This is a genomic window from Streptomyces sp. NPDC049541, assembly GCF_044465725.1.
Classification (GTDB): Bacteria; Actinomycetota; Actinomycetes; order Streptomycetales; family Streptomycetaceae; genus Streptomyces.
In genome coordinates, this window is the sequence record NZ_JBITLY010000005.1 from 75,142 (window position 1) to 95,058 (window position 19,917).

Genomic DNA, 19,917 nt, shown 5'->3' on the forward strand with positions numbered 1-19,917 from the left:
CGGAAGGGAACGGAGGAAACAGCTATGTCGCGCATCGGCAAGCTCCCCATCGCGGTTCCCGCCGGCGTGGACGTCACCATCGACGGGCGTACGGTCTCGGTCAAGGGCCCCAAGGGCACGCTGACCCACACCGTCGCCGCGCCGATCGAGGTCGCCAAGGGTGAGGACGGCGTCCTGAACGTCACCCGCCCCAACGACGAGCGTCAGAACAAGGCCCTGCACGGCCTGTCCCGCACGCTGGTGGCGAACATGATCACCGGCGTGACCCAGGGTTACGTGAAGAAGCTCGAGATCAGCGGTGTCGGTTACCGAGTGACCGCCAAGGGTTCGAACCTCGAGTTCGCTCTCGGCTACAGCCACCCGATCACCGTCGAGGCCCCCGAGGGCATCACCTTCAAGGTGGAGGCCCCCACCCGGTTCTCGGTCGAGGGCATCGACAAGCAGAAGGTCGGCGAGGTTGCGGCCAACATCCGCAAGCTGCGCAAGCCCGACCCGTACAAGGCCAAGGGCGTCAAGTACGAGGGCGAAGTCATCCGCCGCAAGGTCGGAAAGGCGGGTAAGTAAGCCATGGCATACGGACAGAAGATCCTCAAGGGCGACGCCTACAAGCGCGCCGCGATCAAGCGCCGTCACATCCGGATCCGCAAGCGGATCAACGGTACGGCGGAGCGTCCGCGTCTGGTCGTTACCCGCTCGAACCGCCACATCGTGGCCCAGGTGATCGACGACCTCAAGGGTCACACCCTTGCGTCGGCGTCCACCCTGGACACCTCGATCCGCGGTGGCGAGGGCGACAAGTCCGCGCAGGCCAAGCAGGTCGGTGCCCTGGTCGCCGAGCGCGCCAAGGCCGCCGGTGTCGAGGCCGTCGTGTTCGACCGTGGTGGCAACCAGTACGCCGGGCGCATCGCCGCCCTGGCGGACGCCGCCCGCGAAGCCGGGCTCAAGTTCTGAGCCGCTTGTAGCTAGCGGAAAGAGAGAGGTAATCCAATGGCTGGACCCCAGCGCCGTGGAAGCGGTGCCGGTGGCGGCGAGCGGCGGGACCGGAAGGGCCGTGACGGCGGCGCTGCTGCCGCCGAGAAGACCGCGTACGTTGAGCGCGTCGTCGCGATCAACCGCGTCGCCAAGGTTGTGAAGGGTGGTCGTCGCTTCAGCTTCACCGCGCTGGTCGTGGTGGGCGACGGTGACGGCACCGTGGGTGTCGGTTACGGCAAGGCCAAGGAGGTGCCGGCCGCCATCGCCAAGGGCGTTGAGGAGGCCAAGAAGCACTTCTTCAAGGTCCCCCGTATCCAGGGCACCATCCCGCACCCGATCCAGGGTGAGAAGGCTGCCGGCGTCGTGCTGCTCAAGCCCGCGTCCCCCGGTACCGGTGTTATCGCCGGTGGCCCGGTGCGTGCCGTGCTCGAGTGCGCCGGTATCCACGACGTGCTGTCGAAGTCGCTCGGCTCCGACAACGCGATCAACATCGTGCACGCGACCGTGGAGGCCCTGAAGGGCCTGCAGCGTCCCGAGGAGATCGCGGCCCGCCGTGGTCTGCCGCTCGAGGACGTCGCTCCCGCGGCTCTGCTGCGTGCGCGTGCCGGGGCGGGTGCGTAATCATGGCGCAGCTCAAGATCACGCAGGTCAAGTCCTACATCGGCAGCAAGCAGAACCACCGTGACACCCTGCGCTCCCTTGGTCTCAAGGGCATCAACACGCAGGTCGTCAAGGAGGACCGCCCCGAGTTCCGCGGCATGGTGCACACCGTCCGCCACCTCGTGACGGTCGAGGAGGTCGACTGATCATGGCGGAGAACAACCCGCTCAAGATCCACAACCTCCGTCCCGCCCCGGGCGCCAAGACCGCCAAGACCCGTGTCGGTCGTGGTGAGGCGTCGAAGGGTAAGACGGCCGGTCGTGGTACCAAGGGCACCAAGGCCCGCTACCAGGTTCCGGAGCGCTTCGAGGGTGGGCAGATGCCCCTCCACATGCGCCTCCCGAAGCTGAAGGGCTTCAAGAACCCGTTCAAGACCGAGTACCAGGTCGTGAACCTCGACAAGCTGGCCGCGCTCTACCCCGAGGGTGGCGAGGTCACGGTCGAGGGCCTGGTGGCCAAGGGTGCCGTTCGCAAGAACAGCCTCGTCAAGGTCCTCGGCCAGGGCGAGGTCTCCGTGGCGCTGCAGGTGACGGTCGACGCCGTCTCCGGCTCCGCCAAGGAGAAGATCACCGCTGCCGGCGGCACCGTCACCGAGCTCGTCTGAGCTTTTCGGACGTCTCGATGACGTAAGCAGTCCCGACCGGGGATACCTCACAATGGGGTATCCCCGGTCGGTCGTTCCAAGGGGAGCCGTGCCGCCGGTAAGGTAGCCTGCACTGTTCTTTTTTGTATCCGTCGAACCTCAAGACCGTCACCCTTGACGCAGTTGCGCGGGGGTCGCAGGAGGCACCGTGCTCACCGCGTTCGCCCGGGCGTTCAGGACGCCCGACCTGCGCAAGAAACTGCTCTTCACGCTCGGCATCATCGTGGTGTACCGGGTCGGTACGCACATCCCGATCCCGGGCGTCGACTACAAGAACGTCCAGACGTGCATGGATGTGGCCAGCTCGAACCGCGGCCTGTTCAGTCTGATCAACATGTTCAGCGGCGGCGCGCTGCTGCAGATCACGATCTTCGCGCTCGGCATCATGCCGTACATCACCGCGAGCATCATCCTGCAGCTGCTGACCGTGGTGATCCCGCGCCTCGAAGCCCTCAAGAAGGAGGGCCAGGCCGGCACCGCGAAGATCACGCAGTACACCCGGTACCTGACGGTGGCGCTGGCCATCCTCCAGGGCACGGGTCTGGTCGCCACCGCCCGCAGTGGTGCGCTGTTCTCCGGCTGCCCGGTGGCCAGCCAGATCGTCCCCGACCAGTCGATCTTCACCACCATCACCATGGTCGTCACCATGACCGCCGGTACCGGCGTCGTCATGTGGCTCGGTGAGCTCATCACCGACCGCGGCATCGGCAACGGCATGTCGATCCTGATGTTCATCTCGATCGCCGCGACCTTCCCGAGCGCGCTGTGGACGATCAAGCTGCAGGGCAAGCTCGCCGACGGCTGGATCGAGTTCGGCACCGTGATCGCCGTGGGCCTGGTGATGGTCGGTCTGGTGGTCTTCGTCGAGCAGGCCCAGCGGCGGATCCCCGTGCAGTACGCGAAGCGCATGATCGGACGCAGGTCGTACGGCGGTACGTCCACGTACATCCCGCTGAAGGTCAACCAGGCGGGTGTCATCCCCGTGATCTTCGCCTCGTCGCTGCTCTACATCCCGAGCCTGATCGCCCAGTTCTCGGGCGGCAATTCCGGCTGGAAGACGTGGGTCCAGAACAACCTGACCAAGGGTGACCACCCGATCTACATGGCCACCTACTTCCTGCTGATCGTTTTCTTCGCGTTCTTCTACGTGGCGATCTCCTTCAACCCCGAGGAAGTCGCCGACAACATGAAGAAGTATGGTGGCTTCATCCCGGGCATCCGGGCTGGCCGACCGACCGCTGAGTACCTGTCGTACGTGCTCAACCGGATCACCTGGCCGGGTTCGCTGTATCTGGGTCTGATCGCTCTCGTCCCGACAATGGCGTTGGTTGGTTTCAAGGCAAACCAGAACTTCCCGTTCGGTGGTACCAGCATCCTGATCATCGTGGGTGTGGGGCTCGAGACGGTGAAGCAAATCGAGAGCCAGCTCCAGCAGCGCAATTACGAAGGGTTCCTCCGCTGATGCGAATCGTCCTCGTCGGGCCGCCGGGTGCAGGAAAGGGCACGCAGGCCACTCGCCTTGCTGACAAGCTGCGCGTTCCGCACATCTCCACGGGTGACCTGTTCCGCGCCAACATCAGCCAGCAGACGGAGCTCGGGAAACTCGCGAAGTCCTACATGGACGCCGGCAACCTCGTGCCCGACGAGGTCACCATCGCGATGGCCAAGGACCGCATGGAGCAGCCCGACGCGGAGAACGGCTTCCTGCTCGACGGTTTCCCGCGCAACGTCTCGCAGGCCGAGGCGCTGGACGAGCTGCTCAAGACCGAGGGCATCAAGCTGGACGCGGTACTCGACCTCGAGGTCCCCGAGGAAGAGGTCGTCAAGCGGATCGCCGGTCGGCGCATCTGCCGCAACGACTCGGCGCACGTGTTCCACGTGACGTACAGCCCGCCGAAGAAGGAAGGCGTCTGCGACGTCTGCGGCGGCGAGCTTTACCAGCGTGACGACGACTCCGAGGAGACGGTCCGCAAGCGGCTGGAGGTCTACCACACCCAGACTGAGCCGATCATCGACTACTACAAGGCCCAGGGCCTGGTGGTCACGATCTCGGCGCTCGGCAAGGTGGAGGAAGTCACGGCTCGGGCTATGGAAGCGCTTAAGCGGGACGAGGACTAGAAGGCGCGTAAAGATCTTGGGTCCGGCCCCGCCGCGTGAGCGGTGGGGCCGGACTGCTTTTTGTGGTGAAGGGGGAACGGGCCGCCTGCGGGCCATGGCTCAACGACATGGCGTCCGCCCCGTCCCCGCCGGCCTACTTCCGCCGCCGTCTGCGGTGTTCGGTCCGGCCCAACCGGGTGCTCGCGGCGGTGCGCGAGTTGGTGAAGGCCACCGGGGTCCTCAAGGGCAAGCAGCGGGGGGCTTTGGACTCCACGGTGCTGGACGACGCCGTCGTCACCCAGGTCACCGTCCCCCAACTGATCGCCGCCGTCGCGCGGTGATCCGCGAGGTCCCGGCGCAGACCAGGTGGCGGCCGTGGTACCCAGGCGAAGGACGCAGGCTTCGGCTGCGGGGCGGTGGTGGCTGGGGCCCGGCCGACCAGCCGCACCACCCCATCGACGCCTCCCACGCCCTGGTCCGGCGGACAGCCGACCGGCCTGGCGAGTGGACGCCGGCAGAGCGCCACTTCCGCGACGGGCACACCGAGACCTGGTGGGCCACCGATGCCCGCCTGGCCGGCTACGGCCCCGACTTCCCCTGCACAGCCCGGTCGTGACCACCACCGACCCGGCCGCCCTGCCGGAGAAGGCGACCTGGTAACCGGCCACCAACCTGCCTCGCCCCGCGGCGGCATGCTCCCGCATCAGGTCGTGCCATACGCCGCCACCAGCCCCTGATCGACTCCAAGCCCTGCTCGACGCGGTCACCAGCGGCGGACCTCTTGGCTTTGGCATACATCACTCGCTGAGGGGTGCTGCGTTCTCGGCAGGACCAGATCTGTTCATGTCTGTCCCGATTGCTGTGTGATCGGCCACCCGACTCCGTTGGAAACCCCCGCCCCGCTCGCCTTCGGTAAGGGGTGCGAACCTCAAGAAAGCCTCAAATTCCTTTGCCAAGTGATCACAAACGTATAAGATCGCTTTTAAGTCAGGCAGACCAGACCCCCCAGTCGCTCCTTCACGGCCAAGTGCTGCTTCTCATTGTCGACCTCTGACCGAACCGGTGAATTTCAAGGGCGGCCACGAGATCCTCAATCCAGTCTTCTTTCCTGTGGAGGTACGGACATGAACCCCGGACAATTGGTCCGCGAGGATCCCGAGCGGGCTGCGGAGGGAATGCGCCACAGCGAAGGCGAGTCGCCGTCTGGCGCGCGACGTCGGAAGGTCCGCCGTTTCGTCGTGGCCGGCATCTGTGCAGTGCTCGTCGGGGCGGGCGTCGCGGTGGCACTGATCGCGGCCGACGGTGATGCTCAGAAGGGGGCCGTTAATGCTCCCGTGGGCCTGGTGGCTCATCCGGACCAGTCTCCGCCGAGGGATTTCATAGCCGCAGGGAAAGTCGCCGTTTCGGCGTACTACACGGTGAAGGTGGAGAAGTGGGCGAACGGCGATGGAGCCCTTGCCTACAAGTGGAACCTCCTGAACTCAACCACCGACCGGTATAACGAAACTCGCTGGGCGTGGCTCGATGTGGCGCCGGGGATGAAGACTGCAGCGGTCTTGGAGCGCGGTCTGCCGGTCAACCGCATTGGGCTGGTGGATCTCGCCACCGGCAAGGTGGAACGGTGGATAAAGACAGACCATGGCGTTGGCGGTGTGCAGTTCTCGCCGGATGGCAAGCGTCTGGTGGCAACCACCTATGACGCCAATCCCGATGGGCTTTTCAAGGACGCGTCCTACCGGTTGAACGGCAAGGTGGTGCCGGGGCCGAAGCCGAGCCGTACGGGGTTTTATGTCATCGATGCCGCCTCTGGTCGGGCGGATTTCACTGCCCGCCCGCCCAGGAAGGACGACCACGGGTTCGTCGTCGGTGGCGGGCGCCAGGACCTCGGCTGGAGCCGTGACGGCACGCTGCTGTGGGAGCCCTGGGATACCAAGGTGGGCAGGGTCTTCTACCGCGTGGACGGTGAAGAGGTGCCTGCCCCCAGGTCGGAGGAGGCACTGAGGTCCCCGCGAGCGATCCTCTCCCCCGACGGGAAGCTGGTAACAGGCCAGTACGCGGGCGACGGTGACCAGATCGTCTCCGAGGTGTTGGATGTCAGGACCGGCAAGCGCGACGCACTCGTGCCCGGTCAGCAGTTGCTGGCCTGGGCTGACGACGATTGGCTCATCGCCTTCAGGTGTGATCCCGAGCAATGTGACCCCGGTAAGGGTGAGTTCCGAAACCAACTCGTTCTTGCCAGCCTGGACGGAAAAGACGTTATCCCCCTTTCCGGCTTCCGGAATTCTGACCTTCGCGACCCCAGTCGCTGGACTCCGATCCTCAGCAATCGCTGACGTACAGAGCGAGACTCTGGCTATCGCGAGCTCTGGGTCTTGTCGCCTTCGGCGTCCGGATTCAGCGGCGCTGGGATTTTCCGTACGCCTGACTGCTGCTCGCATTTCTGGTTCCCCTACTTGTCAAGAGTCGATTGACTGTGGACATTCAGAAACTTGGTCGGTAGGGTAAACCTGGATCACCGGAACCGCCCCAAAGCGGTTCTGCAGATTGGTTGGGCCGGTTTAAGGCCCATGAGTAAAAGGGGTGGGAAATCGAATGACTAAGACCACGATGAGGCGTGTGGCAATGGCCGCCGCGGCAGCAGCCACAGTGGTTGGTTTTGCGAGTGTTCCGGCTGCAGCAGCGACTGGCGGCCAGGTCGTCAACCTTCCGTCCGGCCGTGGTTTCATGGAGTACTACGACGGCGGTGACAAGTTCGAGGTCTGCGACACCAAGGCTGACGGCTACGGCGTCACCGGGAAATTGCAGACCGCTGTCGACGGCCGGATCCAGGACGTCTTCACCATCGACGACGGTGGTGACAGCGGCTGTGACTGGAAGACCTACGACATCATCGGCCGCCAGGCGTACCAAATGATCGTGAACTGGCACGGCAACGACCTCTGGTACAACTCCGTGTACTTCTCCGAGTCCTGAGCACAGTGCTCTGTCGAAGCCCCGGTCGGTGCGACCGGGGCTTCGTCGCGCTCGGCGTGCTGCTTCCCGCCCAGTTCGATGCAGGCCAGTACGTACGCGTATCCTGGAGGGCCGTGATTCCAGTGGCCAGGAGGCGCAATCCATCGTGGTGGAACTCAAGACCCCCGGGCAGATCGCCAAGATGCGTGAGGCGGGGCTGGTCGTAGCCGCCATCCACGCGGCCACTCGCGAGGCCGCGGTGCCCGGGGCCACCACCAAGGATCTGGACCAGGTCGCGCGCAAGGTGCTCGCCGAGCACAACGCCAAGCCGAACTTCCTCGGCTACGGCGGCTTCCCGGCGACCATCTGCACCTCTGTCAACGAGGTCGTCGTCCACGGCATCCCGTCCGACGACGTCGTCCTGAAGGACGGCGACATCATCTCCATCGACTGCGGCGCGATCATCGACGGCTGGCACGGCGACGCCGCGTACACCGCCTTCGTCGGCTCCGGCCACGCCCCCGAGCTGATCGAGCTCTCGCGGGTCACGGAGGAGTCGATGTGGGCCGGCATCGCGGCGATGAAGCAGGGCAACCGGCTGGTGGACGTGTCGAGGGCCATCGAGACGTACATCCGCCGCCAGCCGAAGCCGGGCGGCGGCAAGTACGGGATCATCGAGGACTACGGCGGCCACGGCATCGGCACCGAGATGCACATGGATCCGCATCTGCTGAACTACGTCGAGAAGCGCCGCGGGAAGGGCCCGAAGCTGGTTCCCGGCTTCTGCCTCGCGATCGAGCCGATGGTGTCCCTCGGGACCCCGAAGACCGAGGTCCTCTCCGACGACTGGACCGTCATCACGCTCGACGGTACGTGGTCGTCCCACTGGGAGCACTCGGTGGCACTGACCGAGGCCGGTCCGCTGGTGCTGACGGCTCCCGACGGGGGCAAGGCGAAGCTGGCCGAGTACGGGGTCACCGCTGCGCCGGATCCGCTGGCATAGGTTGTACGCGGTCCGCGCTTAATGATCTCCCCGCTGGGGCATCCTTCCTCGATTCGTCTTTCCGAGTGCGCTGACGTAGACTGACTCGTCGGCTCTCGTGTACCCGCATGTCCTCATGCGCTGGCGGGAGTCGATCAAGGTAGTCGATTCGAAGGGCGAAGCGTGGCCAAGAAGCAAGGTGCCATCGAGATCGAGGGCACTGTCGTCGAGTCTCTGCCGAACGCCATGTTCAAGGTCGAGCTCCAGAACGGCCACCAGGTCCTGGCACACATCAGCGGCAAGATGCGTATGCACTACATCCGCATCCTCCCTGACGACCGGGTCGTGGTGGAGCTTTCTCCGTACGACCTGACGCGTGGCCGGATCGTCTACCGCTACAAGTAGATCTTGCCCGCACTCCGCTTCGGCGGGGTGGTGGCACTGACCCGGAGAACCTCAATCCCATGAAGGTCAAGCCGAGCGTCAAGAAGATCTGCGACAAGTGCAGGGTGATCCGCCGTCACGGTCGGGTCATGGTCATCTGCGAGAACCCGCGCCACAAGCAGCGCCAGGGCTGACGCACGATCGACCGATCCCTCTGCATCGATATCGCAGAGATTCGCGCGACGCGAGCTGAATATGTTCATACGCAGAACCCAGGCGAGCGATCGCCTGACACCCCCGGTTCGGAGGCCGGGGACCCAGTTCGTACCTGGTACGGCGGCTGGGAACCGGTTCTGTGGAAGACCTCCGAAGATCACCAGGAGCCATTGAATGGCACGCGTTTCCGGTGTTGACATCCCGCGCGAAAAGCGCGTGGAGGTCGCCCTCACCTACGTGTTCGGCATCGGCCGGACCCTCTCGAAGGAGACGCTGGCTGCGACCGGCGTCGACCCCAACACCCGCGTCCGCGACCTCTCCGAGGAGCAGCTCGTCGCGATCCGCGAGTACGTGGACAACAACATCAAGACCGAGGGTGACCTCCGTCGCGAGATCCAGGCCGACATCCGCCGCAAGGTCGAGATCGGCTGCTACCAGGGTCTCCGTCACCGTCGCGGTCTGCCCGTCCGCGGTCAGCGCACCAGCACCAACGCCCGTACCCGCAAGGGTCCGCGTCGCGCCATCGCCGGCAAGAAGAAGCCGGGCAAGAAGTAGTCCTCAGCGGACAACGCTTCATCAGCGGTCTTCGCTGTAGGACCGACCACCTCCCCGTAGGAGTTAGTAGATGCCCCCCAAGGGTCGTCAGGGCGCTGCCAAGAAGGTGCGCCGCAAGGAAAAGAAGAACGTCGCTCACGGCCACGCGCACATCAAGAGCACGTTCAACAACACGATCGTCTCGATCACGGACCCCTCGGGCAACGTGATCTCCTGGGCCTCCGCCGGCCACGTCGGCTTCAAGGGCTCGCGCAAGTCCACCCCCTTCGCCGCGCAGATGGCCGCCGAGTCGGCCGCCCGCCGCGCGCAGGAGCACGGCATGCGCAAGGTCGACGTCTTCGTGAAGGGCCCGGGCTCCGGTCGCGAGACCGCGATCCGTTCGCTTCAGGCGACGGGTCTCGAGGTCGGCTCCATCCAGGACGTCACCCCGACCCCGCACAACGGCTGCCGTCCGCCCAAGCGTCGTCGCGTCTGACGCACGGCTGGTAGGTCTTCGGGTTTCGGGCGGTACGGCGCAGTGAAAGCGCCGTATCGCCCGTACCCTTGCAGTACCCGTCCCTTTTGCCGGGGGCGGTTCCGTCGGGCGTCAAATAGCGGGCGTCCACGAATGAAGGATCTGATCCACACATGCTGATCGCTCAGCGTCCCTCGTTGACCGAAGAGGTCGTCGACGAGTTCCGCTCCCGGTTCGTGATCGAGCCGCTGGAGCCGGGCTTCGGCTACACCCTCGGCAACTCCCTGCGTCGTACGCTCCTCTCCTCGATCCCGGGTGCGGCGGTCACGTCCATCCGCATCGACGGCGTTCTGCACGAGTTCACCACCGTGCCGGGCGTCAAGGAGGACGTCACCGACCTGATCCTCAACATCAAGCAGCTGGTCGTCTCCTCGGAGCACGACGAGCCGGTCGTGATGTACCTGCGCAAGCAGGGCCCGGGTCTCGTCACCGCCGCCGACATCGCGCCCCCGGCCGGTGTCGAGGTGCACAACCCCGACCTGGTCCTCGCCACGCTCAACGGCAAGGGCAAGCTGGAGATGGAGCTCACGGTCGAGCGTGGCCGCGGTTACGTCTCCGCCGTGCAGAACAAGCAGGTGGGCCAGGAGATCGGCCGTATCCCGGTCGACTCCATCTACTCGCCGGTGCTGAAGGTCACTTACAAGGTCGAGGCGACCCGTGTCGAGCAGCGCACCGACTTCGACAAGCTGATCGTCGACGTCGAGACCAAGCAGGCGATGCGTCCCCGTGACGCCATGGCCTCCGCCGGCAAGACCCTGGTCGAGCTGTTCGGTCTCGCCCGCGAGCTGAACATCGACGCCGAGGGCATCGACATGGGCCCGTCCCCGACGGACGCCGCCCTTGCCGCCGACCTGGCGCTGCCGATCGAGGAGCTGGAGCTCACCGTTCGGTCGTACAACTGCCTCAAGCGTGAGGGCATCCACTCCGTGGGTGAGCTCGTCGCCCGCTCCGAGGCCGACCTCCTGGACATCCGCAACTTCGGTGCGAAGTCCATCGACGAGGTCAAGGCGAAGCTGGCCGGCATGGGCCTGGCCCTGAAGGACAGCCCGCCCGGATTCGACCCCACGGCCGCCGCCGACGCCTTCGGCGCCGACGACGACGCGGACGCGGGTTTCGTGGAGACCGAGCAGTACTGATCAGTACTTGACCGGTCGATGCCGGTGAGCATCCGCTCATCGGGTTCCTGACCCCGGTACCTGATACGGCCGGGGCAGACACACAGGAGAAGAACAATGCCGAAGCCCACCAAGGGTGCCCGTCTGGGCGGCAGCGCCGCGCACGAGAAGCTGCTCCTCGCGAACCTCGCGAAGTCGCTGTTCGAGCACGGCCGTATCACCACCACCGAGGCCAAGGCCCGCCGTCTGCGGCCGTACGCCGAGCGTCTGGTGACCAAGGCGAAGAAGGGCGACCTTCACAACCGCCGCCAGGTGCTGCAGGTCATCACGGACAAGAGCGTCGTCCACACGCTCTTCACCGAGATCGGCCCGCGCTACGAGAACCGTCCGGGTGGCTACACCCGCATCACCAAGATCGGTAACCGCCGTGGCGACAACGCGCCCATGGCTGTCATCGAGCTGGTCGAGGCGCTGACGGTCGCGCAGCAGGCGACCGGCGAGGCCGAGGCTGCCACCAAGCGTGCCGCCAAGGACGCCGAGGCTGCGGCTCCGGTCGAGGACGCCAAGGTCGACACGGCCAAGGCCGACGAGGTCGAGGACGCTGCTGCCGAGGAGTCCAAGGACGCGTAAGCGTTCTGCCGGGGGGCTGTTCGTCGGCGGGTGCGGCGTTCGTCGTGGTTGCTCGCGCAGTTCCCCGCGCCCCTTACGGGGCGCTCAGTGGGCCCGTTCCTTTGAGGAGCGGGCCCGCTTTTTGTGTTCCTGAGAGGATCTCTGTGTGAGTGACGAAGTGCAGCCCGGGTTCGTTCGTGTCCGTCTCGACCTGTCCTACGACGGTTCCGAGTTCTCCGGGTGGGCCAAGCAGGCCGGGGGACGGCGGACCGTGCAGGGGGAGATCGAGGACGCGCTGCGTACGGTCACGCGGTCTCGGGAGACCTACGAGCTGACCGTGGCCGGGCGGACCGATGCCGGGGTGCATGCGCGGGGGCAGGTGGCCCATGTGGACCTGCCGCAGGAGGTCTGGGGTGCGCACCACGACAAGCTGCTCAAGCGGCTTGCCGGGCGGCTGCCCCGGGATGTGCGGGTGTGGGCCCTCAGGGAGGCGCCCAGCGGCTTCAACGCCCGTTTCTCGGCGGTCTGGCGGCGGTACGCGTACCGGGTCACCGACAACCCTGGCGGGGTCGATCCGCTGCTGCGCAACCACGTCCTGTGGCACGACTGGCCGCTCGACGTCGACGCCATGAACGAAGCCGCCGAACGGCTGCTGGGGGAGCACGACTTCGCCGCCTACTGCAAGAAGCGGGAGGGCGCGACCACCATTCGTACGCTGCAGCAGCTGAGCCTGGTGCGCGGGGACGACGGGATCATCACCGCGACCGTGCGGGCCGACGCCTTCTGCCACAACATGGTGCGCTCGCTGATCGGGGCGCTGCTGTTCGTGGGGGACGGGCACCGGGGGCCGGACTGGCCGGGCAAGGTGCTCGCGGCCGGCGTACGGGACTCGGCCGTGCATGTCGTACGGCCGCACGGGCTGACCCTGGAGGAGGTCGGCTACCCGGCCGACGAGCTGCTCGCCGCGCGCAACAAGGAGGCGCGCAACAAGCGGACGCTGCCCGGGGCCGGGTGCTGTTAGTTACTGGTTCGCCGCTGCCGACGCCTGGGCCTCGCCGCGGGCATGGATCTGGCGGAAGGTGTACAGCTGCAGGTCGTTGCCGGTCTTGAAGACGGACGTGGACTGGTTGGTGACGTCCTTGCCGTTGGTGAAGCCGACGGTGGCGAAGTAGGCGTAGCGGCCGACGGAGTTGGCTGTCGTGAGGCACCGGGCGGCGTTGCAGAAGGCCTTCACTCCGTTGCCCGGCAGCGCCGTGACGAAGGACTTCTTGCGTGCCTTGGCTGCCGCGTCCGACTGGGCCCTCGCCTTGGTCGCCTCCGCCTCGGTGTCGAAGACCGCCACGCCGACGGTCACCGCGACGCCGTCCTTGCTGTAGGTGACGCGCAGCAGACGGGTGCAGCCGTTGCTGGTGAGGATCTTCGAGAGGCTTTCCTGGGCGGCCGAGGCGCAGTTCTTGGTGTCGGCCGTGGCGCCCCGCTTGTAGACGTTCGACTCCATGGTCAGCTGCGCGAGCGGGAAGAGGTTCTGCACGCTGAGCGGGGCCGTGTCCTTGGCCTTGCTGGCGATGAACTCCTTCGGGTCCAGCGGCGGCGGGGCGCTGGTCGGGGCGAAGGAGGGCGCGGAGGCGCTGCCGCTCGGGATGGCGCCGCCGGCGGGCAGCTTGGACGGATTGCCCGAGGCTTCGTTCTTGCCGTTCGCCGAGACGACGGCCATGGCGACGGCGGTGCCGATCGCGATCGTGGCGAGCGCGCCGCCGCCGATGAACAGCAGCCGGCGCCTCTTGTTGCGCGTCTCGGAGGCCTCGGCGAGCGCTGCCCAGTCCGGGGTCTGGCCGTCACCGCCGCTGGTCCACGGCTGCTGCGAGTGCGGTTTCCAGGGGTCCCACTGGGACTGCGGTCCCCCCTGCTGCCCAAAGCTCATGGGGCGCATCTTAGACGGGGGGCGGAGGGTGCCGGTGTGCCTCCGGTGGAGCCGCCGGGAACCTTTCCGACAGGGGTGCACATCTCGGTCTCCGCCCGTTCTCCGGGGCGCGGCGGCGGCCTCGTTTTGACCCGTCTGGGGCAGCGCTAGTACCCTTGCGGTTTGTTATGCGTATTGGCTTGGTCGCTCTCCGGCGGAAGGCCCTTACGTAGGTTCCCTGGAGCAGTTACCAGTGGGCGGCATACGGGCAGTGGGCCCGGCTTCTGTCGCCCCCAGCTGCATGATCGCTTCAAGGATGCCTTGTGTCAGCACCCATCCCTGAAGAAGAAGGCTGAGAAGTGCGTACGTACAGCCCTAAGCCCGGCGATGTCACTCGCCAGTGGCACGTCATTGACGCTCAGGACGTCGTCCTGGGCCGTCTCGCCACCACCGCCGCGTCCCTGCTGCGGGGCAAGCACAAGCCGATCTACGCCCCCCACGTCGACACCGGTGACTTCGTCATCATCATCAACGCCGACAAGGTGCACCTCTCCGGCAACAAGCGGACCCAGAAGATGGCGTACCGCCACTCCGGCTACCCGGGTGGTCTGCGCTCGGTCCGCTACGACGACCTCCTCGCGAACAACCCCGAGAAGGCCGTCGAGAAGGCCGTCAAGGGCATGCTCCCCAAGAACACCCTGGGCCGTCAGATGCTCTCCAAGCTGAAGGTCTACTCGGGCGACCAGCACCCGCACGCTGCCCAGCAGCCGGTGCCGTTCGAGATCACCCAGGTCGCGCAGTAAGTCCGGCCACCCCCTAAGACTGAAGAGAATCTGAGGAGAATCGTGGCCGAGACCACCGTTGAGCAGCCGGTCGAAGAGACTGAGCTCGTCGACATCGACAGCTACACCACCGAGTCCGAGGTCCCCGTCGAGGGCGAGTACACCTCGGAGTCCCTCGCGTCCCGCTTCGGCGAGCCCCAGCCGGCCGCCGGCCTGGGCCGTCGCAAGAACGCCATCGCCCGCGTCCGGATCGTCCCGGGCACCGGCAAGTGGAAGATCAACGGTCGCACCCTCGAGGACTACTTCCCGAACAAGGTGCACCAGCAGGAAGTCAACGAGCCCTTCAAGGTGCTCGAGCTCGAGGGCCGTTACGACGTCATCGCCCGCATCGCGGGTGGCGGTGTCTCCGGTCAGGCCGGTGCGCTCCGTCTCGGTGTCGCCCGCGCGCTGAACGAGGCCGACGTCGACAACAACCGCGGCCCGCTCAAGAAGGCCGGCTTCCTCCGCCGCGACGACCGTGCGGTCGAGCGCAAGAAGGCCGGTCTGAAGAAGGCCCGCAAGGCCCCGCAGTACAGCAAGCGCTAAGCAGCTTCGCTGCCTGCTCGTACGTACGCCCCGGCGGCACGCCTCAGTGCTGTCGGGGCGTTCGTTTATCCCCGTCGGGGGCGTATAACGGCACAAGACCCTCAACGGCTTGTGTGATGGGCTGCCGGTACGCCTGCGACAACTGACGTTTCCTCAGGAGGACAAGTGGGACGACTCTTCGGCACGGACGGCGTGCGCGGCGTCGCCAACGCGGACCTGACGGCGGAGATGGCGCTCGGCCTCTCCGTGGCCGCGGCGCACGTACTGGCCGAGGCGGGCACCTTCGAGGACCACCGGCCGACGGCGGTCGTCGGACGGGACCCGCGCGCGTCCGGAGAGTTCCTGGAGGCCGCCGTGGTCGCGGGCCTCGCCAGCGCCGGTGTCGACGTCCTGCGCGTCGGCGTGCTGCCCACTCCTGCTGTGGCGTATCTCACGGGCGCGCTCGGCGCCGACCTGGGCGTCATGCTCTCCGCCAGCCACAACGCCATGCCCGACAACGGCATCAAGTTCTTCGCCCGCGGCGGCCACAAGCTCGCCGACGAGCTCGAGGACAAGATCGAGGCCGTGTACGAGTCCCACCGGCACGGCGAGCCCTGGGAGCGGCCGACCGGTGCGGGCGTCGGGCGGGTGCGGTCGTACGACGAGGGCTTCGACCAGTACGTCGCGCATCTGATCGGAGTGCTCCCGAACCGGCTCGACGGGCTGAAGATCGTCCTCGACGAGGCACACGGTGCCGCGGCGGGGGTGTCGCCGGAGGCGTTCTCGCGGGCCGGTGCCGAGGTGATCACGATCGGCGCCGAGCCGGACGGGCTCAACATCAACGACGGCTGCGGCTCGACCCACCTCGACCTGCTGAAGGCGGCCGTCGTCGAGCACGGGGCCGCGCTCGGCATCGCGCACGACGGGGACGCGGACCGGTGCCTGGCCGTGGACCACACCGGCGCGGAGGTCGACGGCGACCAGATCCTGGCCGTGCTGGCGCTGGCGATGCGGGAGCGGGGCGTACTGCGCGAGGACACCGTGGTCGCCACGGTCATGTCCAACCTGGGCTTCAAGCTGGCGCTTGAGCGGGCGGGTCTGCATCTCGTCCAGACGGCGGTCGGGGACCGGTATGTGCTGGAGGAGATGAAGGAGCACGGGTACGCGCTCGGCGGTGAGCAGTCCGGGCACGTGATCATCCTCGATCACGCGACCACCGGTGACGGCACGCTGACCGGGCTGCTGCTGGCGGCCCGGGTCGCCGAGACCGGCCGTACGCTCAAGGACCTCGCGGGGGTCATGGAGCGGCTGCCGCAGGTGCTGATCAATGTGCCGGACGTGGACCGGGCGCGGGTGAGGACCTCCGCGGAGCTGGCGGCCGCCGTGGCCGAGGCGGAGCGGGAACTCGGGTCCACCGGGCGGGTGTTGCTGCGGCCCTCGGGGACCGAGCCGTTGGTGCGGGTGATGGTCGAGGCCGCGGACATCGACCAGGCCCGGGCCGTGGCCGGACGGCTCGCCGATGTGGTGAAGTCGGCGCTGGGTTAGAGCCGACCCGCGTCACCCGAAGGCCGTAACATAATGTGCCGAATGGGTTACTGATTGTTTCACTGGCGTCGAGGCCGCCTGCGCGTGGCGTCCCCGACGGAAGTGAGAAAGGCACCATGAAGACAATCAGCAGCACCCTGAAACGAGCGGCGGTTCCGGCCCTGGTGGCGGGTCTCGCCGTCCCTGCCCTCGCCACCCCGGCCGCGGCCCAGACCCCCGGCTCCACCGCGTTCCGTCTCTTCGGCATGGTGATCCTCAGCGCACGTTCAGGCGCGGTCAACCAGGTCACGGCCAGTACCACCACGGGTCGTGTGATTCTCACGGACTCCACGGGCATCGCGCTGGGGCCGGGGTGCACCCGGTTGTCCGCCACCAGCGTCGACTGCGGCAGCGTCACCGGCACCTCCCAGCTCTCCATCGGACTGGGCGACCTGAACGACAGCTTCGACGGGACGAGCGTCTCGCTGCGCACCCTCGTCGACGCCGGCACGGGCTCCGACACCGTGGCGACCGGCAGCGGCAACGACACGATCGGAGTGAGCGGCGACTCGCCCGCCGTCGACACGGTGAGCTGTGACGGCGGCTCCGACGCGGTGTTCGCCGACCCCGGCGACAGCGTCGCCGCGGACTGCGAGTCGCGCTCCTAGACGCCGCCCGCCTTGGCCGTGCGTTCACGCTGCCTGGCCCAGAGCCATTTCTGGGCCAGGAGTGTGAGCGTGCCGGCGAGGACGATGCCGAGCAGGTTCAGCAGGAGCTGCTCGGTGGAGCCCCAGGCCTGTCGGTACTCGTCGTAGGCGAAGGCCACGGCCGCGTTCGCGGCGGCCGGGACCGTGGTCACCGAGATGGCCACTCCCACCAGGGCGCCCGACTTCGCCGAGGTGAGGGAGAGGGTGCCGGCTGCTCCGGCCAGTACCGCGACGACGAACGAGAACGCGTCGGGGCGGTAGATGAAGTTGGTGTTGGGGCGTTCGGCTGCCAGCCGGACCTTGGTGAACAGGTCGACGCCGTCCATGAAGTAGGTGAAGCCGACCGTCACCAGCATGGCGACGGCGAAGCCGACCAGCAGGGCGGTCAGCGAGCGCAGGGCGAGGCGTGGGCTGCGCTGCACGAAGGCCGTGCAGATGCCCGCCAACGGGCCGAACTCCGGGCCCACCGCCATCGCGCCCACGATCAGGATCGCGTTGTCGAGCACGACACCGCAGGCCGCGATCATCGTGGCCAGCGTGAGGAAGGCGACGTAGGTGACGGAGAGCGTGGACTCCTCGTGCGTCGCGTCGGTGAGGTGCTCCCACAGCACCGCGTCCGCGCCTTCGCCGGGTGCCTCCGCCTCGGCCTTGTCGGCTCGCCTGGACAGCGACAGGTCGATGTTCTCCACGGCGATGGATCCGGTGCGATCGAGCTCCAAAGCCCTGAGTTCGCCGATGAGTTCGTCACCCGCCTCGCGTGCGACGTCGCACATCACGACATCGCCGACGGGGTTGCGGGCGGCGCCCGGCAGCACGACGAGATGCGTCGTGCCGACGGTCCTCTCGATCAGGCGGACCACGTCGTCGGTCCTGTCGGACGGCGTGATCAGACGCAGGTGCAGCATGGTCCTTTTTAACAGGCCGTGTCACGGCTTCACAGCTTGCGCAGACGCAGACGCTGGACCTTGTGGTCCGGGCCCTTGCGGACGACCAGGGTGGCCCGGCCGCGGGTCGGGGCGATGTTCTCCACCAGGTTGGGCTTGTTGATGGTGCGCCACTGGGTGCGGGCGTACTCGAGGGCCTCCTCCTCGGACACCTGGGTGTACTTGCGGAAGTACGAGTGCGGGTCCTGGAAGGCCGTCTGACGCAGCTTCTTGAACCGGTTGAGGTACCAGCGTTCGACGTCCTCGGGGCTGGCGTCGATGTACACGCTGAAGTCGAAGAAGTCGGCGAGACCGACGCGGGTACGGCCGTCCTTGCCGGGGAGGGCGGGCTGCAGGACGTTCAGGCCCTCGACGATCAGGATGTCCGGGCGGCGGACCGTGAGCCGCTGGTCCGGGACGATGTCGTAGATGAGGTGGGAGTAGACGGGGGCCGTCACCTCGTCCTTGCCCGCCTTGATGTCGGCGACGAAGCGGGTCAGGGCGCGGCGGTCGTAGGACTCCGGGAAACCCTTCCGCGACATGAGGCCGCGGGCCTGGAGCTCCCTGGTGGGAAGCAGGAAGCCGTCGGTCGTGACGCGCTCGACGCGGGGGTGCTCGGGCCAGCGGGAGAGCAGGGCCTGCAGGAGGCGGGCGACGGTCGACTTGCCGCCGGCCACGGAACCGGCGACCCCTATGACGAAGGGTGTGCCGGACTGGGTGCCCTGCTCACCGAGGAAGGTGTTCAGGGCGCCTCTGAGGCCGTCGGTGGCCCCGACGTAGAGGTTGAGGAGCCGGGACAGCGGCAGGTAGATGTCCCGCACCTCGTCGAGGTCGATGACGTCACCGAGGCCACGGAGCTTCTCGACCTCCTCGGCGGTGAGGGGGAGCGGCGTCTTCTCACGCAGCGCGCTCCACTCGGATCGGGTGAGGTCGACGTAGGGAGTCGCCTCCGGCCTGGGCCGGTGGGCGCTCCGGAGCGTCGAGGAGACCGGTGAGATCACAGTCCATTGTTAACGGAGTTTGAACGGGGTGGGGGGTGGGGTCGGTCACTTTGTTCCGTGATCAAGCGGTGTGAGGTCGTCTCCGATCAGAGGAAACCCCGCCAGGGGGCACCTGGCGGGGGTCGACCTCATCCGTCTGCCGGGATCACTCTTCGTTCAAGGCAGCTCGCAGGTACGCGATCAGATCGCCGGTCGGAACCCCGACCCAGGTGGCCTCGGGCACCCCGACGCGCATGACCTCACAGCGTTCCCCGTCCAACTCGGCCACCAGAACCTGACGGCTTGTTCCGTCCAACGGATCGACCTGCAGGCGCACGGCGCCGTGGGTGATCGTCGGGAACATGTTCCGCAGTACCTCGTCCGCACGGAGGCGGCGCAAAAGGTTCCACTGGTTCCGGTTGAAGTCGGACGACAGGAGTTCGGTCCACTGCGAGGAGGTGGGATCCCCACGTTCGAGTGCCCCGACGAATGCGTCGAGCTCCAAGAACCCGAATCCCTCCGCCAGTTCGTCGAACGGTGTGCCGTCCCGCCATGCGGCGACCGCTTCCACAAGCAGTCCAAGGTCGCCAGTGGAGCCGATCTCCCAGTCGAACCCGGGGATACGGACACTCAACCGGAAAAGACGTTCCTCGGTCTCAGGGTCGACCGCCAGGAAACCCCGCGCCGTTTGGATGACGACGACGTCGACGGCCCATGGCGCCACCCCGGTGTCGCATCCGCGCAGCTGTGCCGCCTCACGCATGGCCGGCCCGAGGCCGCCCGCAGCGGTCACGTCCGGGTACAGGGATTTCCGGTTGGTTTCCATGTTCGTCGGATT

At 66.9% G+C, this 19,917-nt stretch carries 27 protein-coding genes; 23 read left to right on the forward strand and 4 right to left on the reverse strand.

All coding sequences use genetic code 11. From position 1 onward, the window contains the following. Positions 1–24: 24 nt before the first annotated feature. The 19 genes from rplF (at position 25) to truA (ending at position 12,720) form a co-directional block, all read left to right on the forward strand. A complete protein-coding gene (gene rplF, locus ACIBW9_RS19640) occupies positions 25–564 on the forward strand; it encodes a 50S ribosomal protein L6 (RefSeq protein WP_389084286.1) in 540 nt (179 codons plus the stop codon). 3 nt (positions 565–567) lie between these two features. Further along, complete coding sequence (rplR, locus tag ACIBW9_RS19645) at positions 568–951, forward strand: 50S ribosomal protein L18 (RefSeq protein ID WP_071364959.1); 384 nt, start codon at positions 568–570, stop codon at positions 949–951. A 36-nt stretch (positions 952–987) separates the two neighbouring features. Continuing rightward, a complete protein-coding gene (rpsE, locus tag ACIBW9_RS19650) occupies positions 988–1,593 on the forward strand; it encodes a 30S ribosomal protein S5 (protein ID WP_019753099.1) in 606 nt (201 codons plus the stop codon). Between the two features lie 2 nt (positions 1,594–1,595). Further along, positions 1,596–1,778, forward strand: coding sequence for a 50S ribosomal protein L30 (rpmD, locus tag ACIBW9_RS19655; RefSeq protein ID WP_003974250.1), 183 nt, complete (start codon positions 1,596–1,598; stop codon positions 1,776–1,778). A gap of 2 nt (positions 1,779–1,780) precedes the next feature. Next, on the forward strand, positions 1,781–2,236 hold the full coding sequence (gene rplO / locus ACIBW9_RS19660) for a 50S ribosomal protein L15 (RefSeq protein WP_006140897.1): 456 nt from the start codon (positions 1,781–1,783) through the stop codon (positions 2,234–2,236). Positions 2,237–2,423: 187 nt separating this feature from the next. Continuing rightward, positions 2,424–3,737, forward strand: a complete 1,314-nt coding sequence (gene secY / locus ACIBW9_RS19665; protein WP_398956624.1) for a preprotein translocase subunit SecY — start codon at positions 2,424–2,426, stop codon at positions 3,735–3,737. Then, positions 3,737–4,393: an adenylate kinase gene (locus ACIBW9_RS19670; protein WP_351462479.1), complete on the forward strand. Its 657-nt coding sequence runs from the start codon at positions 3,737–3,739 to the stop codon at positions 4,391–4,393. Before secY ends, ACIBW9_RS19670 begins: the two co-directional genes overlap by 1 nt. Positions 4,394–4,500: 107 nt before the next feature. Then, entirely contained in the window at positions 4,501–4,713 is a 213-nt protein-coding gene (locus ACIBW9_RS19675; RefSeq protein ID WP_398956626.1) for a hypothetical protein, read from the forward strand. Continuing rightward, the gene (locus ACIBW9_RS19680; protein ID WP_398956628.1) at positions 4,710–4,988 is read left to right on the forward strand and encodes a hypothetical protein; all 279 of its coding nucleotides are present in this window, start codon (positions 4,710–4,712) and stop codon (positions 4,986–4,988) included. Before ACIBW9_RS19675 ends, ACIBW9_RS19680 begins: the two co-directional genes overlap by 4 nt. A gap of 508 nt (positions 4,989–5,496) precedes the next feature. Then, positions 5,497–6,705: a hypothetical protein gene (locus ACIBW9_RS19685; protein ID WP_398956630.1), complete on the forward strand. Its 1,209-nt coding sequence runs from the start codon at positions 5,497–5,499 to the stop codon at positions 6,703–6,705. A 391-nt stretch (positions 6,706–7,096) separates the two neighbouring features. After that, entirely contained in the window at positions 7,097–7,345 is a 249-nt protein-coding gene (locus ACIBW9_RS19690) for a hypothetical protein (protein ID WP_398956632.1), read from the forward strand. A gap of 145 nt (positions 7,346–7,490) precedes the next feature. Then, positions 7,491–8,327 (forward strand): type I methionyl aminopeptidase, encoded by an 837-nt coding sequence (gene map, locus ACIBW9_RS19695; RefSeq protein ID WP_398956634.1) that lies wholly within the window; start codon positions 7,491–7,493, stop codon positions 8,325–8,327. A 162-nt stretch (positions 8,328–8,489) separates the two neighbouring features. Then, positions 8,490–8,711 (forward strand): translation initiation factor IF-1, encoded by a 222-nt coding sequence (infA, locus tag ACIBW9_RS19700; RefSeq protein WP_003948620.1) that lies wholly within the window; start codon positions 8,490–8,492, stop codon positions 8,709–8,711. Positions 8,712–8,770: 59 nt separating this feature from the next. Beyond that, a complete protein-coding gene (gene rpmJ, locus ACIBW9_RS19705) occupies positions 8,771–8,884 on the forward strand; it encodes a 50S ribosomal protein L36 (protein WP_003998809.1) in 114 nt (37 codons plus the stop codon). 196 nt (positions 8,885–9,080) lie between these two features. Further along, a complete protein-coding gene (gene rpsM, locus ACIBW9_RS19710) occupies positions 9,081–9,461 on the forward strand; it encodes a 30S ribosomal protein S13 (RefSeq protein WP_009300593.1) in 381 nt (126 codons plus the stop codon). A gap of 70 nt (positions 9,462–9,531) precedes the next feature. Then, entirely contained in the window at positions 9,532–9,936 is a 405-nt protein-coding gene (rpsK, locus tag ACIBW9_RS19715) for a 30S ribosomal protein S11 (protein WP_003956432.1), read from the forward strand. Positions 9,937–10,088: 152 nt separating this feature from the next. Continuing rightward, the gene (locus ACIBW9_RS19720) at positions 10,089–11,111 is read left to right on the forward strand and encodes a DNA-directed RNA polymerase subunit alpha (RefSeq protein WP_003966937.1); all 1,023 of its coding nucleotides are present in this window, start codon (positions 10,089–10,091) and stop codon (positions 11,109–11,111) included. Between the two features lie 96 nt (positions 11,112–11,207). Further along, the gene (rplQ, locus tag ACIBW9_RS19725) at positions 11,208–11,720 is read left to right on the forward strand and encodes a 50S ribosomal protein L17 (protein WP_099930784.1); all 513 of its coding nucleotides are present in this window, start codon (positions 11,208–11,210) and stop codon (positions 11,718–11,720) included. A gap of 145 nt (positions 11,721–11,865) precedes the next feature. Beyond that, positions 11,866–12,720: a tRNA pseudouridine(38-40) synthase TruA gene (truA, locus tag ACIBW9_RS19730; RefSeq protein ID WP_398956636.1), complete on the forward strand. Its 855-nt coding sequence runs from the start codon at positions 11,866–11,868 to the stop codon at positions 12,718–12,720. Here the strand turns inward: truA and ACIBW9_RS19735 are convergent, their stop codons facing one another. Continuing rightward, positions 12,721–13,620 carry a hypothetical protein gene (locus ACIBW9_RS19735; protein ID WP_398956638.1) on the reverse strand — a complete coding sequence of 300 codons (900 nt, stop codon included), beginning with the start codon at positions 13,618–13,620 and terminating at the stop codon, positions 12,721–12,723. It lies immediately after the preceding gene. 338 nt (positions 13,621–13,958) lie between these two features. On the opposite strand from ACIBW9_RS19735, the gene rplM reads away from it, so the two are divergent. From rplM to ACIBW9_RS19755, 4 genes are all read left to right on the forward strand, one after another. Beyond that, positions 13,959–14,402 carry a 50S ribosomal protein L13 gene (rplM, locus tag ACIBW9_RS19740; RefSeq protein ID WP_030930458.1) on the forward strand — a complete coding sequence of 148 codons (444 nt, stop codon included), beginning with the start codon at positions 13,959–13,961 and terminating at the stop codon, positions 14,400–14,402. A gap of 42 nt (positions 14,403–14,444) precedes the next feature. After that, complete coding sequence (gene rpsI, locus ACIBW9_RS19745) at positions 14,445–14,966, forward strand: 30S ribosomal protein S9 (RefSeq protein WP_115906438.1); 522 nt, start codon at positions 14,445–14,447, stop codon at positions 14,964–14,966. A gap of 165 nt (positions 14,967–15,131) precedes the next feature. Then, the gene (gene glmM / locus ACIBW9_RS19750) at positions 15,132–16,490 is read left to right on the forward strand and encodes a phosphoglucosamine mutase (protein WP_398956641.1); all 1,359 of its coding nucleotides are present in this window, start codon (positions 15,132–15,134) and stop codon (positions 16,488–16,490) included. Between the two features lie 116 nt (positions 16,491–16,606). Next, positions 16,607–17,137 carry a hypothetical protein gene (locus tag ACIBW9_RS19755; RefSeq protein WP_398956643.1) on the forward strand — a complete coding sequence of 177 codons (531 nt, stop codon included), beginning with the start codon at positions 16,607–16,609 and terminating at the stop codon, positions 17,135–17,137. Here ACIBW9_RS19755 and ACIBW9_RS19760 read toward each other — a convergent pair. From ACIBW9_RS19760 to ACIBW9_RS19770, 3 genes are all read right to left on the reverse strand, one after another. After that, on the reverse strand, positions 17,134–18,081 hold the full coding sequence (locus tag ACIBW9_RS19760; RefSeq protein WP_398956645.1) for a DUF389 domain-containing protein: 948 nt from the start codon (positions 18,079–18,081) through the stop codon (positions 17,134–17,136). The two genes, ACIBW9_RS19755 and ACIBW9_RS19760, sit on opposite strands and share 4 nt — an antisense overlap. 29 nt (positions 18,082–18,110) lie before the next feature. Further along, positions 18,111–19,100, reverse strand: coding sequence for a type I pantothenate kinase (gene coaA, locus ACIBW9_RS19765; RefSeq protein WP_365834914.1), 990 nt, complete (start codon positions 19,098–19,100; stop codon positions 18,111–18,113). 145 nt (positions 19,101–19,245) lie between these two features. Next, complete coding sequence (locus ACIBW9_RS19770; RefSeq protein ID WP_398956647.1) at positions 19,246–19,905, reverse strand: hypothetical protein; 660 nt, start codon at positions 19,903–19,905, stop codon at positions 19,246–19,248. Positions 19,906–19,917: the final 12 nt, after the last annotated feature.